The 13,891-nt window shown below is 40.3% G+C and carries 12 protein-coding genes and 1 pseudogene; 10 read left to right on the forward strand and 3 right to left on the reverse strand.

Annotated features, from left to right (window positions below):
- Positions 1-616: 616 nt before the first annotated feature.
- The gene (locus tag ELS82_RS21985) at positions 617-1,129 is read right to left on the reverse strand and encodes a tyrosine-type recombinase/integrase (RefSeq protein ID WP_134837359.1); all 513 of its coding nucleotides are present in this window, start codon (positions 1,127-1,129) and stop codon (positions 617-619) included.
- A gap of 599 nt (positions 1,130-1,728) precedes the next feature.
- Here ELS82_RS21985 and ELS82_RS21990 point away from each other — a divergent pair.
- From ELS82_RS21990 to ELS82_RS22030, 9 genes are all read left to right on the forward strand, one after another.
- Positions 1,729-2,751, forward strand: a complete 1,023-nt coding sequence (locus tag ELS82_RS21990) for a DNA mismatch repair protein (RefSeq protein WP_134837360.1) — start codon at positions 1,729-1,731, stop codon at positions 2,749-2,751.
- A complete protein-coding gene (locus tag ELS82_RS21995; protein WP_134837361.1) occupies positions 2,751-3,659 on the forward strand; it encodes an AAA family ATPase in 909 nt (302 codons plus the stop codon). The genes ELS82_RS21990 and ELS82_RS21995 overlap by 1 nt, the downstream gene beginning before the upstream one ends.
- Before the next feature lie 229 nt (positions 3,660-3,888).
- A complete protein-coding gene (locus tag ELS82_RS22000) occupies positions 3,889-4,662 on the forward strand; it encodes a ParA family protein (RefSeq protein WP_134837362.1) in 774 nt (257 codons plus the stop codon).
- Complete coding sequence (locus ELS82_RS22005) at positions 4,659-5,561, forward strand: ParB/RepB/Spo0J family partition protein (protein WP_134837363.1); 903 nt, start codon at positions 4,659-4,661, stop codon at positions 5,559-5,561. Before ELS82_RS22000 ends, ELS82_RS22005 begins: the two co-directional genes overlap by 4 nt.
- 1 nt (position 5,562) lies before the next feature.
- Positions 5,563-5,952 (forward strand): hypothetical protein, encoded by a 390-nt coding sequence (locus ELS82_RS22010; RefSeq protein ID WP_134837364.1) that lies wholly within the window; start codon positions 5,563-5,565, stop codon positions 5,950-5,952.
- Between the two features lie 37 nt (positions 5,953-5,989).
- Positions 5,990-6,370 (forward strand): hypothetical protein, encoded by a 381-nt coding sequence (locus tag ELS82_RS22015; RefSeq protein WP_134837365.1) that lies wholly within the window; start codon positions 5,990-5,992, stop codon positions 6,368-6,370.
- A gap of 591 nt (positions 6,371-6,961) precedes the next feature.
- Entirely contained in the window at positions 6,962-8,341 is a 1,380-nt protein-coding gene (locus ELS82_RS22020; RefSeq protein ID WP_134837366.1) for a tyrosine-type recombinase/integrase, read from the forward strand.
- 1 nt (position 8,342) lies between these two features.
- A complete protein-coding gene (locus tag ELS82_RS22025) occupies positions 8,343-11,039 on the forward strand; it encodes a hypothetical protein (protein ID WP_134837367.1) in 2,697 nt (898 codons plus the stop codon).
- A 2-nt stretch (positions 11,040-11,041) separates the two neighbouring features.
- On the forward strand, positions 11,042-12,346 hold the full coding sequence (locus ELS82_RS22030) for a hypothetical protein (RefSeq protein WP_134837368.1): 1,305 nt from the start codon (positions 11,042-11,044) through the stop codon (positions 12,344-12,346).
- 11 nt (positions 12,347-12,357) lie between these two features.
- Here ELS82_RS22030 and ELS82_RS26440 read toward each other — a convergent pair whose 3' ends face one another.
- Positions 12,358-12,525: a hypothetical protein gene (locus ELS82_RS26440; RefSeq protein ID WP_167489460.1), complete on the reverse strand. Its 168-nt coding sequence runs from the start codon at positions 12,523-12,525 to the stop codon at positions 12,358-12,360.
- Positions 12,526-12,556: 31 nt separating this feature from the next.
- Between ELS82_RS26440 and ELS82_RS22035 the strand changes: the two genes are divergently transcribed.
- Positions 12,557-13,141 (forward strand): hypothetical protein, encoded by a 585-nt coding sequence (locus ELS82_RS22035; protein WP_134837369.1) that lies wholly within the window; start codon positions 12,557-12,559, stop codon positions 13,139-13,141.
- A 207-nt stretch (positions 13,142-13,348) separates the two neighbouring features.
- Here the strand turns inward: ELS82_RS22035 and ELS82_RS22040 are convergent.
- A pseudogene (locus ELS82_RS22040) lies at positions 13,349-13,759 on the reverse strand (recombinase family protein); the annotation flags it as partial.
- Between the last annotated feature and the right edge of the window lie 132 nt (positions 13,760-13,891).

The following is a 13,891-nucleotide window of genomic DNA, read 5'->3' on the forward strand; positions in this document are numbered from 1 at the left end:
GTGTTTTATAATGAGGAGCGTAACCATCAGGGACTCAATGACCTCACCCCTGATGAAGCCTACTTTGGTCGGCAGAGATACGCTGCATGAGCTGGATCAACCACTTAAGAAGTTAGCTTATGTGTCCAACCATTGGGGTCCACTTCTTATTTCTACCCGTCATATATGTCTACTATATCTCTTTTTCAAAACCTGTCAAATATGTCTAGTCAAATTGCCTATGAACTGGTTGATAATGGCATCCAGTTAGTAGAGGCCGCATAATTGATTGTCTATTTGGTTTATTTGAAAGCAGTAATGAAAGTTGCTCAATCGACTTAAGCCAATTAACTGAATCGGTGCAACGATAAGATATCAATCGAATAATATCTGAGTAATCATTGTGCAAGTTACGATTAATTAGATGCTCATGATGTGCAATTCGATTTCTAATTAAGCGTATAGATTCCAATGAGTTGTATATATTTGATAGTAACTGATCTGTCGTTAACTGAGCAGTTCCATTGGGGAAGGTATTCAATTAGAAGCGATTATCAAACAGCAAGGTTGGTTCTCGGCTGAAATGAAGGAGTGGAACGAGGCCACATATCAGGCGCACCTTGTCCTACACCCTAACTCATAACGCAATTGCAGAAGCACTCATTAGTTGTTCGTCAGATACATCAATGTACTCTAATGTCATGCTGGGTTCAGAGTGTCCTAGAGCACGTTGGATAGTATTTAACGCTATACCTTGAGCATTCATTGTACTGGCATATGTCCTACGCCCTGTGTGACTACTACAGCCTTTCATGCCACACCGCAAATAGATATTCCTGATCATCAATTCAAGTACATCACAAGCCTTGTAATCTATCTGTTCACCCGCTTGGTTTACTCTTGTCTTACGTTTCATCGAATAGCTACGTCCTCTATTATTGAGAACGAGTTTGCTTAACGGGTTTAGCCCCTGATAACTATCATCGAAAGTAGTCCCCCAACATCGAGATTGTCGGTAGTAAATCCATTCTTGGATCATTTGCTTTGCTAACCGACTAAGCCAGATTGAACGGGGCTTTCTCCTTTTACATAGTGATGCTCTAAGATGAATTTCGTCTTTGATTCTACCCGTAGGCATGATCATCAACATGAACCAAATGGCTAGATCAAAAATCACGTAAGTGTTTGGTATTTAATGAAACTTATTGTAGATGACAAAACTCTCTAGAGGTTTGTTATTTACAATAAGTTACCAACTGAACCTCAGTGAAGTTGGGATTGTTTGAAACTAGATCCTTAAGGTTCTAGTTTCTTAATACTTACGTCGAATTATCAATATCTACCGATATCATATTAATTATTACCGGTTTAATATAAACATCCACCGAATTCTAGTAGATAATTAGCGATCTCATATGTAGACATTTACCGATCTAAAAATTTCAGGTATAAACATTTACCGAAATTAACACTAAGATGATCGTAATATTTGTTGTTAAAGGATCACTTACTCTGGATCTCTTGAAAATGAGCCGAAAAAGGGTGTTGAAAGCCCTATAATTTATCGAAGAGATCAAAATAATATATGTAAACATTTACCGAATATAGATAGATTTTTACCGATGTTAATACTTAGTAAGTGTGATCTGGTATGAATATTTACCGAAATGATATAAATATTTACCGAAAGTAATGAGTGGGAGCATAGGTTCTGTTAGAATGAAAACATCACACTCTTAGGTAATGATCATGACTTCCTCTCCCAGCTCTAGCCTGACAGTCACCAATGAAGAAGATCGAAAGAATCGATTTATCTCATCTATATTGTTTTCACGGGCAACTATTTTTCATCCCGCATCTCGACTAACGTCAACAATGCAAACTAAGTTGATAGAGATAGCTCAAAGTGGTGGTACTGACCCCAATCACCCACTGGAAAGCGTTAATATTAATAGTTACGGAAAGAGTTTCCGCGTTGACTTACATGTTGATTACTTGCTGCAACCCCACCGTGATATTTTAGAAACGATGTTGGCTTATGCGCAAACGATCCAATTGGATGACGCTTCATATGAAGATGGCGCTCGACTAACCTGGTCACAGGTTTACAAGACAATTACCGAAGGTGATATCTCTGATACTCAGCAAGACGGGTTTGACTCGTTCATTGATAGAGACGCGACAGTGCTTTCTATGAGTATGTACGAACTTGCGACACGAATGGGAATGGCGACTACGCGAGCAAACTATGACCAAATTGAGAGGCGTATTACTCAATTGGCCACTGCTCACCTAATAATAAATGAGCTTGATGAGGAACAAAATGTTGTAGGTAAAAAGCCTTTAGAGTTTGTTCAAGATTACCGTTTCTACTGCGATCGCAGTAAATTTAAAACTGGCCGGAAAACATCCAAAAATCTAACCAACCATGTGTTTTTGGTTCCTGATATGCGCCTTTTACAAGCGATAAGAGATCACGGTTATTACTATCGTCTAGAACAACACAAAATGACTAACTACAGCAAACCGTCAGTTCGTTCGTTTTTGAAATACATCACGACTCACAAGGCCGCATTCTTACACAACAAGAAATTCGAGTGGGCGTTAGATAGCTATATTCAATCCATAGCATCAAAAGTTAGTCATAGTTTTCGAAGTGATCTACGCAAAGATTTGATCGCTAATGCTGTACAGATAGAAAAGGATTTTGGCCTACAATTTCGAGATATAGGGAATGGCATGCAAATCTTCTATATCGGAGAAGATGAATAATGAATACTCAATCTCTTGATGCTCTTATGACCTCTAAAGCGAATCAAGAAATGCACTTCAGTCTAAAAGGTTTGCTGAAAGGCCACGTGGGAATGCTCATCGCTGCTCCAAATATTGGTAAATCTCATTTGGCATTGTGTATCGCGATGGAGCATGCATCTTCAATGACCTTGGTTGGTATGACTACGGCAAGTGGGCCAGCTAAAACCTTAGTGTTAAGCTCAGAAGATGGTAGTGGCGTGATTCAAGATCGCATGAAAAAGAAGCTTGCTAACTGTACTCCAGCACTCAAAAATGAGTTAAATAGTAATCTACATTTTCTAACAGATATTGATCCTATTGTTATTCCTCCGGATAGTTCCTCGCAAGAACAAGCTGAACACAAGCAGTACTTGCAACAATTGACTGATATATTTTCCCAATTTGATCTAGTCATTATCGATACGGTGACAGAATCTATTGGCCGTTGTGAAGAAGTAAAACATGATCGTTTGATTAAAAATGTCTTTCAATCTTTAGCCAAAGACTCAGGTGCGAGCTTGCTGCTTGTGCACCATGTAAACAAAGACGAAATTCGTGGCAATCAGCAGATTACTATGGCGTCTGGTGCGGGCTTGACCTCGATAATGCGTCTAACTAAGTGTCTATTTACGTTAAAAAGAGATAATGAATCTCTTTCCATTAAATACTTAAAAAGTAACTATTTGCCAGAGAGTGAGAATCATGAATTCCCTGTCGAGATTAGACAAGGACTAACGATTAACCCCGACGTTTACAGTTTGAAAGTGAAAAGAGCTAGCCGAACCAGTTCCAGTATTAAGGCAGCACCTAAATCAATCACACTGGCAGGAACCATTCCTGATCAGGAAGAAATTCAAGAACGAAAAAATCTTCGAGACGTTTTATAGCTTCCGTTTACTTTCTACAAAGCACCCTACACGGTGCTTTTTCATTTTAAATGTTGTCTTATAGGTCAAGCTCTTACAACTAACGATTTCATCAAGCAATAATCAAAGACCCACAAGTAAATTTTGCATGCAAAATCACATAGTCTTTTATTGACATTATTTGTGAATATTTTAAAGTTAGAGGCAATTATCTATTCGGCGTGAACGCCACTCTCAAAGGAGAACTGAAATGGGCAAAATTATTGCGATTGCCAACCAAAAAGGTGGAGTTGGTAAGACTTCGGTAACAATCAACCTTGGTAAAACCATGGCCAGCCAGGGTAAACGTTGTCTGTTCCTAGACTTCGACCCTCAAAACAACTTAGGGGATGCTTTGGCGCCGGAACTTGCCTCAATGCAGGGGTTTGCCAATGGAGATCACCCTAGCAACGTATTCTTTATGTTCAGTGGCATTGTTGAGGCGCAACCTTTTGTTGTGACTGAAAACATTCATGTCATGGGTAGCTCTAAAAAACTCGCTAACGTGACTCAAGATAATATTTTTGACTTTGCCGATAGCCTCGACAAAATTAAAGATCGTTACGACTTCATTTTTATTGATTGTCCTCCTAGCGTTGGTGCTCTTCAACATACGGCTCTGGCTGTGTCTGAAAAAGTGCTCATTATATCTCAAGCTCAAGGGCAATCTATTAAAGGTGTCCATAAGCTGATGACAACACAAAGCCAAATCAAAAAGCGTTTGAATCCGCAATTGGAAGTTGTGGGTATTGTTATCAACTTGTCTGAACGTCCTGAAACGAAAAACCAGATTGAAAAAGAAGCGGAACTTCGTAAGGACTACCCTTCCCTAGTCTTTGAAAGCAAACTGTATAAGACAGTTCGAGTATCTGAAGCTTTAGAGAATGGCCAAGCTCTTGTCGAGTACGCGCCTTCGCACGCCGAAAAGTTTGGGTTCAATGCGTTCGCTGATGAGTTTTTGACTCGCTTGGAGGTGAACTCATGAGCTTGCGTAATAGAGCCGGTAATTTAGCAGACCTTGATCTACTTGATGAGTCAGATGTTGAAGTCACCCAAGGTGAAACAATTTTTCGCATCCCAAAATCTGAAATTTACAGCATCGAGCAAGTTCGTAAGCAATTCAATGAGTCCAGCATTGAAGAAATGTCCGCTAGCCTAGAAGCTGAAGGACAAATCCAACCTATTGTTGTTAGCGAACGCGACCCGCGTGGCTACTGCATCCAAAAAGGTGAACGACGTTGGCGTGGTGCAATGCATAACGAAAACATCACCCACTTAGATTGTATTATTCGTGCAAAAGGCACGATTTGGGGTCAGCTGGCGGAAAACATTATCCGCGAAGATTTGACTCCGTTTGAAGTGGGCATGGCCATCGTTCAAGGGAAAGAGCAACATCAATTGGATAATAAAGGTGTTGCGAAACGACTGGGTATCTCTACGTCAAAAGTGAGCGCGTTTATTAAAGCAACACAAGCGCCTGATGTCGTAAAAAAAGCTTATAACGACGGCGTGATTGGTGATGTGGACTCGATTAACTCCCTTCGTATTGCTCATGAGTTAGATCCTAAATCAACTGAGCAGCTTCTCACGAGCTCTCAAGGTGTTTCTCGTCAACAAGCCCAGGCGTTAACCAAAGAGCTTAAGAGTGGTAATAAGGGAACTCCTGAAACGAGTAAAAACGAGAGCACCCCACCAAGCAAGAAAGTCCGTCAGCCTAAGTCTGTAACTAAGAGTATCCGTGTCAAAACCGCTAAGGGCTTTGGTGTTATCGATATAACTGGTGAAGCGAAAGAAGGCGAGATCGTTGTATTGCTTGAGGATTCCGCTCAGTCTATCAGCTTACTTGCTTCAGATGTTCAATTGATCGGTTATCACACTAATTGATATGTCCGCCAAAACACAATTGGCTCGAATAGTTAACTCTAATCGAGTCAATCTCATTAAATGGTTTTCTTATCGGTTTGATGGCTCTAGTACCCAAGCCATAGAGTACTTGACGCAAGTGGCGATTGAGAAAGGATATGTTTCACCAAGAAAAGCACCCCCGGGCGAGTGTTTAAAGTCTTGGGTCACGGCCAACAATGCTCCCCAGTGGGCGTGTCGTTCGGCTTTTGATTTCTTAATCGACGACCAATGGAAACCAGAGGACGAATCTAGCAAAGCCATCGCTGCAAGGTACTTGCTATTGAACAATCGCGTTATTACTGAAGAGTGGAACGCGATGTTAGGTGTATGGCTAACCATTGCTCAACAAGCCAACAATGAGAACAATTGAGCCCCCTTCCCTTTTGATTGAAGTCGGAGTGTAAACATTGAACAAATGTATATTTCCTGAACGTAGCGAAGTGTTGGTTGAACTTTGCCAACTGCCCCGCCAATCTGTTTGTTTTCAAATTTTAACGTTGATCCAAATGTGTCATAGAGAGCTCGATGGCGGTTCCATAGGGACGCGAGTTCATGATGGTAAAGTGTATTATCAATTCCGTTGTCTGAAGCAATACATGGCCAATGTTAAGACGATAAGTAATGCTAAAACTGGTTTGAGTGCGTTATGTGATGCCGAGTTTCTAGATAGGATTGTGGTGTCTAGTGCTGATGAGGTGATCACCGATTCTGCATTTTTCCGTGGTAATGTTTCTGTGTTTTATCGTCTTAGTCAGAAAGGCATGCTCTTATTTGGTTTGGATGAGTAGTTGCCATTTTTTAACTTGAATCTGCCTTGTGAATTTTGCATGCAAAATTTCTTCTAGGGCGTTCTCCCTTCGGTCGGTTCATTCCGTCGCTACGCTCCTCCCCCGATAACTTGAGCCACAAATATCGAGCAAGCTCGATGTGGCGCTAAGTTCCTGTGAACAATCACCCAACGCCTTCGCTACTGCGTAGCTGCGCCTCGTCATACTTCCTCGTTGCCGTTCGTCGTAGCTCCTCACGTAAAAACCTTTCACTGACTTCGCTTAAGTTCGAGTAAGGGCTCGGTGTCTTATGTGCCGATTTTCCTTTCAACTCGCATCATTTGATGGCGCTCGCAGGCTGTAAACCATCCTCACCCAGAACCCTCTTTGCAAGGTAGGGCGAAGCCGCTGCGCGCCCTTGCAAAGAAGAACCATGTTTGAGGAATGGGACAGCCAAGCGGCTCCATAAAAGTGATACTCAAACAGACAGTCACATCTTTAAATTATAAGTGCTAATCACATCTTAAGTTCTTTCTTTGTTGTGTTACAGTCTTGTGTTAACAATACGGATAGTTTCCTACTGTCCAACAATCGATTAATGCCGAGGTATTTATGACAGTATCAATCATTCAGACCAAGCTTAATTTAGGCTCTATGTCATCATTTGATGGAGAGCTGATTGAAGTAGCTGGCAAATGCCAAATTCGCGCAATTGATTATCAACGTCCACACATAGTTGATAAATTTCCTTTGTTATTTAGTGATACTCGCTTTAAAGATTGTTTAGAAGTAAATTTGTTCCTTGAATACAGATACAAAGGCAAATTCCTTAGACCCAAGAAAGGCGGTCAGAAAAACCTGTTAGGCGGTGTAACCGTTAAAACCATCAAGAGTATTGCCAACTCACTTAAAATCTTTCTGAAGTGGTTAGAAGATGAAGGAATCGAGTGGAAAGACCTGTATGCGACATCGGCTTCCGAAAAAGCTAAAGAATGGCTACCGCCTTATCGGTATCGAGCTCATTTGATTGACCGTATTAAGCGAAATGATTTATCGCTAAATACCGCTAACCTATATATCTCACATGTTAGGCAATTATATGAATGGGCTTGGCAAACAAAACGTATTGAAAAGCTACCGTTTAAATACACTGATAAAGTGATCAAGAAAAAACGCTCTAACGCTGAGTTTGATTTGATATTCACATCGTTTAGTAATAATCGGGGTATGGTCGTTCAAACCAATGATTTAACCATCCCAAAAAAATTCCAACAAAAGAAAATAGGGTTAAATGATGGCTTATCTCCCTTTAGTCAAAAAGAGCTACAGCACCTATATTCAACCAGTTATATGCAAGCAGAATCCCGAAGATTATGGGCTGACTTGTCTTTATTGTGTGGCTTAAGGGCTTTTGAAGTTATATTGCTGAACGAATCAGAAATCGTTGATACTAGCTTGGATGAAACCAAGGTATATAGTGTCAACATTCTTGGTAAATTTAACAAACACAGACAAATACTAGTGTCGCGCTCTTTAATGGCTCGATTATGGACTTACAAAAACTCTGCTGAACGCTTAAAACGTTCGGCTAGATGGGATAGCAAGCACAGCTTAATTGACAAGCCATTGTTTATCAATCGTTCTGGTCATCGGCTAAATGAAGGCTCGATCACCAACATCACTTCAATTGCAGCTACCGAGCTTTCGGGCAGTAAAGTTAAATTTGAGCGCTCATTCCATGATTTACGTTCAACCTTTGCCACGTCACTGGCGCGTTTCTTGTTGGGGAATAATTTACCGCTAGGGTTCATTAGGTACAAGTTGATGTCGTTATTGGGTCATTCCAATTTTTCAACTACGGAGAAGTATATTGACCTGGCGCGAACTTTTACTTATGACAAACGAATGAAATCTTGGGTTGATGATGTCTTTGGTGGCTTAGATCAAGAATTAAGTGCTGAAGTAACAATGTTACAGGTAGGGGGTAAATAGTTTGCTGTTGGTTTTTTATGAAAAAGATAATATACGCCTTAATAAATTATCTGTATTTAGTAAGCAGTTGGCTAAAGATGTGTACTCTTGTTATCAGACTTTTATGAGTGACAAGAAAAAGTGGAAAATAACTGAAAATACCTTTGCTACTCGGATACGTTTATTTATGTCCAAGTTCAATGGGTTAGTTAAACTACTTGAACACAGCTCTTTGCAATCCCTTCAAATTTATGGACTTGCTGTTTTAAAAGATACTACTACATGGAGGCATCTAGAATACGCGGCAATTAGAACGTGTGAACGCGCAGGGAAAGAGATCAAAAATGCCTTTCTTATGCTTGCAAGGCTTTTTAATGACGATATTGAGATACAGTCACCAAGCAAAGTAGACCTTAAAGGCTATGTGACGGATATTGCTAAACTCTATGGTGCTTCGGATTTATTGCTTAATCAGTACCACACTTTTTTATCGCACCTGCTAGAAAGCGACAGATCGCAAAAGAGCCTAAAGGACATTAAGCGCAGCACCCATGCGACACTTGCCAAGTTAATACAAAATGACGAATATCGAGAATTTCTTGCTAAATATGGATTAAGAGCCTTTGCGGTAAATATTGAATTATTCAATGCAGCTAACAAGATAGACAGATATGTAGCATCTCACTTTCAGCTTATGTTATCGCACTATGACAGCAAAACCTTTCAACAAAAATTTATCTATGTAAAAGACTGCTATGAAATTGACTTTACCGATATATATCGCTTATCTCCCGTATTGTTTAGTGATATTGAGTGTTACTCAAAACTAATAGGCCATACAGTAAGTGCACACCTCAAAGCTAATAGTATAAGAGATAAGTTTTCGGGTTTTAAACGTGCATTACCTATACTTCAATCAAACCTATCAATTGAACTTAGTAAATCCCTAGTTGAAGACGGTATTGAGTCTCTGGTCAAAAAAGATGGATTACTAAAGCAGTTGCATGATGATAAGGACTTACCTAATTGGGTGTTTTTGTTATTCCATGAGATCTGCCAATGCGTTTATCCTGATAAAACACCAGAACTGCTTTCGTTGAGAGATAACTTATTGTCGTTCCCTTACATTGACAAAAATAGAGAACTTCAATGTGATTTTACTTCCGTGAAAGCAATCTCCGAATGCATGTATGATGATTTTGTTCATTTTTTAAATGACCGAAAAGAGGACATCGAACAAAAAAACTACTCAATGGTGAGCGTCTATCACAACTACCAACAAGTTAAGTCTTTACTCAATAAGTACAAAGCCACCTTCACTCAAACCCACCTTGATATTTTGAGGCATCACGGCATCAAAGGATTCGAGGTTAGCGATGGGGTCGTGCAAAAACACTTATTAGCAGAATTACAATCAAGCGTGAATTATGATTTATTTAACCGTTTGACTGCTAGAACATACCGTTCTAGCTTTGCATGGTTAATGCGTGAGTTCGACATCCCATTTAATGATGTGTACCCGATTAAACAGACTAAGACAGCTAAACATAATCAACGCCTTAATACGGACGACTTCTACACTGAGAGCCAGTGTAGAGAGTTGGCCTTTTACATTGAAATGTTACTGCGTGACGGCAACACCAGCCTTTACCACAAGGTATTGTTGAATTTTGGCAAGGTGATTCTGAAAACTGGTTGGAATATAAGCCCGTTACTTAATTTAGAATGCAATGATATTGTTGAGCTAGAATCTCCGATCACCAATAAAACCGAATATGCGGTGGTGCTTCAAAAAGCCAGAGCTGGTTATCGCAACGATACATACTCTTTTGATAAAAGCGATTTGAAAGCTGGTACACTAAAAAGTGCGATTACCGATTTGCTGAGCGTTCGTGATGAGTTAACTAAGGAACTAAGAGAACAAACACAGCATACTAACTTTGTGTTCATCTATCCACGCAACGGTGACGTTTTAAAGCTTGAATATTCTTCTGTAAAACATTTATCGACTGTACTAAAAAATGCGGGATGTCGCATACCCTTTGTGGCGCAGAAGATCCGCAAAGGAGGTGTTAATCATATTTACCGCAAGGTGCAAAAAAACATCAAACAGTACACCGACACAGTTAAGCATTCATTTGATGTATTTGAGTCCAGCTATTTAGTAATTGATCCTGACCAGTCTCGTTACTCATTAAATCAGGCAACAAAGGTAATGAGCGATTACTTTACTGGCAAAGAAATATCTTCTGAAATACATATAATTACTGATGTATCAGCCAGTCAACACCAAGTCGTACCCACAGGCACTTGTACCGCCAAAGCTAATAGTGATGAAGCAAATCGCTATGATAAAGAGCACCGAAAACTCCATCAAGCCAATGGTGATACAGACAGTAAGTTATGTGCAGATTTTTTAAGTTGTATTTGGTGTAAGTACTTTCGTGTAGTTGTTGATGCCGAACATGTTTGGAAGCTATTAAGTTACAAGAATTATATCTTGCAGGATATGGAAATGTCAGTTATTGACTTTGATGATATCAACCATCAAATCACCAGTATCAACATTCTAAAGCAGCGTGTGGATGACATTATCGCCAACTTATGTGAGCGTAATAATAAGGCGGTGGATGATGGATTTGACTTACTAGATAAGCATGGCATCCATCCTGATTGGGAGTTTGCTTGTCCATCTATGTCACTGGTTAAAGGAAAGTGATAATGGCTGATACTAACGAAATTATTTCTTGTTCTATTACCATCAATAACAGTATTGAGATTAAAGCATTATCAGAAAGTGCAATAGGCAAATTATCGGGTCTAGTTGTATGGGATAAGATGACTCCAGATAACAAGCCAATGACATTCGGAGGCAATTATTTTAAACCAACCGCCAGAGAGAGAGCTGTTATAATTAAAACTGGTTCATCGGTGTTTGACTACGAATTAAAGGCAATTATGGTTGCAGCCTTACATTTAGGCACAGTTGAAGGAGGCACACCGTATAAATGGAAGTCAGTTGTTACCCGCATTCGAACATTAATAAGATTCTGTGCTTTTCTTCAAGCTAAGAAATATACAAGCTTCCGAGAGTTGAATAATACCCCCAAGATTAAGTTACGTAATATCCTCAATGATTTCTTGCTCCTACCAAAGCACCAAGGAGGTATGGATCAAAGTAAATACACTTCTTCCGCTAAAACTGCTCGCGAAGCCTTAATATTATTGTATGTTTTTGGGGTAGTTAGTAAAGACCTACTAGCAACGTTAGTTGATGAACTTACCATTACAAAGATCGTCAAACATGAAGCCGAACACAGGCTAAAACACTCGATTATTCCAACTGGCGTCATGAAGTCTGTTATTAGAGCTTCAACAGAGTATGTTGAAGTAGCGAAGAATAACCTTGATGCTTTTGTCCGTACCCATTCAACTGCTAACAGTCGAATAAAACTTAGTAAAACAAAAGATCACCGTGTTGCGATTGTAACGGCCAATTACAAAACACTTGATGAATTAGACGTAACCTACAGCTTCATAAGCAGATTAAACCTTCACGTTTATACGTTAGTATTGGCTTTTACTGGAATGCGCGATAATGAGGCATACGCGCTCAAAAATCACTGCCATTCGTGCAGAGTCGAAACTGGAGAAGAAGTTTATACTGTAAAAAGCCAGCTATCAAAAACTACTGATGGAGTGATCGAACTCGATTGGGTAGCTAATAAGATTGTTTATGATGCAGTAGAACTGTTAAGCAAAGTCAATGATATTTACAAGGAAAGAGTTAGATTGTTGCTTAAACACCATAGTCATAGCATGTCTGATAGTGATATAAAAGATTATAAGAAAGGGCTTAAAAGTAATCGCTTATTTGGTATTCGTCATACTAAGCACACAACTCGTTTTATTGAAGCTTCTAGATCATTACTGAATTCCAACGTATTGCTAATAAAAAGGGTTGGAAATTCGAAGATATTGCGAAACGTTGGGGTAAGCAGCGTTTTTCAAGATAGTTGTCACTAGTTGCCTATTAATTAAGCAACCTCTTTTTCTGGATTTAGATGAACGTCACCAACTGGTTTACAGTTCCTGATTTCTCCTGACCAACGTTCAGGATTTTGCTCTCGGCGTACCTCTAGGACTGCCGCTCTTTTTTGTAAGATCTCACTATCTTTACCCGCATGCCTTTCTGATGGCGTCACGTAGTTCAGGCCTCGATGTTTATGCTCATTGTTGTACCACTCTACGAACCTGTCGACCCAAGCTGAAAATGTCGCTAGTCATGCTGCGCAAGCTAGCGGCGAAGAAAATCCGGCCTTTGTCCCTCAGGGGCAGCAACCGCCACAAGGGTTAGATGCTAACGCTCCAGCCTTTGTCCCTCAGGGGCAGCAACCGCCACAARGGTTAGATGCTAACGCTCCAGCCTTTGTCCCTCAGGGGCAGCAACCGCCACAAAGGTTAGATGCTAACGCTCCAGCCTTTGTCCCTCGGGGGCAGCAACCGCCACAAGGGTTAGATGCTAACGCTCCAGCCTTTGTCCTTCAGGGGCAACAACCGCATATCGCTAATGGTACCCCAGTGGCTCCTCAGTTGTTGAATCAAATAATAAACCTCCCCCCAATCCAACAAGGCCAATATCAAATTATAGGACAATGGCATCTGGGGTTTGAAGCTTGGGCGATGGAGCATGGCATTAATCACGGAATGATTGCTCACTTTAACGTTCAAGCGGTCGGTGGACGAATGTTGCATGTTTATTACAATGCATTTGGTCAACTAGAAGTTGTTGGGATTGGACAGCGTCCTCAAGGCTACTAAAAAATGTTTATTACATTTGTTAACAGATCTAAAATCGGAAGCCATACGAAACGTGATGAAGCGAAATACACATACAAGCATTCAAGATACTTTTTCTAATCTGATAGAAACGGTTTAGTGCAAGGCCCCTAAATCGTTTTTGTCCAAAAACGAGCTAGCTATCGGGCTACCTCAGTGTTCAAAGTGGCCAGGTGCGGTGTTTCAATCCTATAGTCCTAAACGCTCGCTTTTTAGTTTCTTGGCCACTCGAATCACTGTTCGAGTGGACACGTTTGTCAACTTTGCGGTATCACTGATGCTTAACTCATTTATGACTCTTAACTGGTATATTTTCTCGTGAAGCTCAAGGTCAGCTTGCCGTCCACGATACTTTCCCTCTTCTCGTGCCTTCTGAATACCTTCGGCTTGTCGGCGACGGCGATCTTGGTAATCTTTTCTCGCGATAGCGGCTAACATATCCATCATCATGCTATTTATTGCTTTTATCATCGAACCAGTAAATTCATCGGTGATTTGAGGCGAGAAGGCAATATGACTGGTTGGCAAATCCAGACTAATCACTTTAAGTTCTTTCTCGTGCAGCATTTCTTTTAATGTAAACCAACCCCCCTCTGGCAGGATAGTTGTCACTGTTAAAATTTAACCAGTTTGGGCGGTAAGAATGAATTGTGTCTCGTATTCCAGCAGAAAGAAAAGAAGCCATATTGAAGAAGCTACTGCCTCCATATTCAATGTCAGTAAGCCAGTTGT

Source organism: Vibrio ouci (genome assembly GCF_004551525.1).
In the GTDB taxonomy this organism is placed as follows: Bacteria; Pseudomonadota; Gammaproteobacteria; order Enterobacterales; family Vibrionaceae; genus Vibrio; species Vibrio ouci.

What these genes read in the sequence shown, in the direction of transcription:
- ELS82_RS21985 (WP_134837359.1), bottom strand. Translation starts at nt 1,129, where the DNA reads ATGTTGATGATCATGCCTACGGGTAGAATCAAAGACGAAATTCATCTT.
- ELS82_RS21990 (WP_134837360.1), top strand. Translation starts at nt 1,729, where the DNA reads ATGACTTCCTCTCCCAGCTCTAGCCTGACAGTCACCAATGAAGAAGAT.
- ELS82_RS21995 (WP_134837361.1), top strand. Translation starts at nt 2,751, where the DNA reads ATGAATACTCAATCTCTTGATGCTCTTATGACCTCTAAAGCGAATCAA.
- ELS82_RS22000 (WP_134837362.1), top strand. Translation starts at nt 3,889, where the DNA reads ATGGGCAAAATTATTGCGATTGCCAACCAAAAAGGTGGAGTTGGTAAG.
- ELS82_RS22005 (WP_134837363.1), top strand. Translation starts at nt 4,659, where the DNA reads ATGAGCTTGCGTAATAGAGCCGGTAATTTAGCAGACCTTGATCTACTT.
- ELS82_RS22010 (WP_134837364.1), top strand. Translation starts at nt 5,563, where the DNA reads ATGTCCGCCAAAACACAATTGGCTCGAATAGTTAACTCTAATCGAGTC.
- ELS82_RS22020 (WP_134837366.1), top strand. Translation starts at nt 6,962, where the DNA reads ATGACAGTATCAATCATTCAGACCAAGCTTAATTTAGGCTCTATGTCA.
- ELS82_RS22030 (WP_134837368.1), top strand. Translation starts at nt 11,042, where the DNA reads ATGGCTGATACTAACGAAATTATTTCTTGTTCTATTACCATCAATAAC.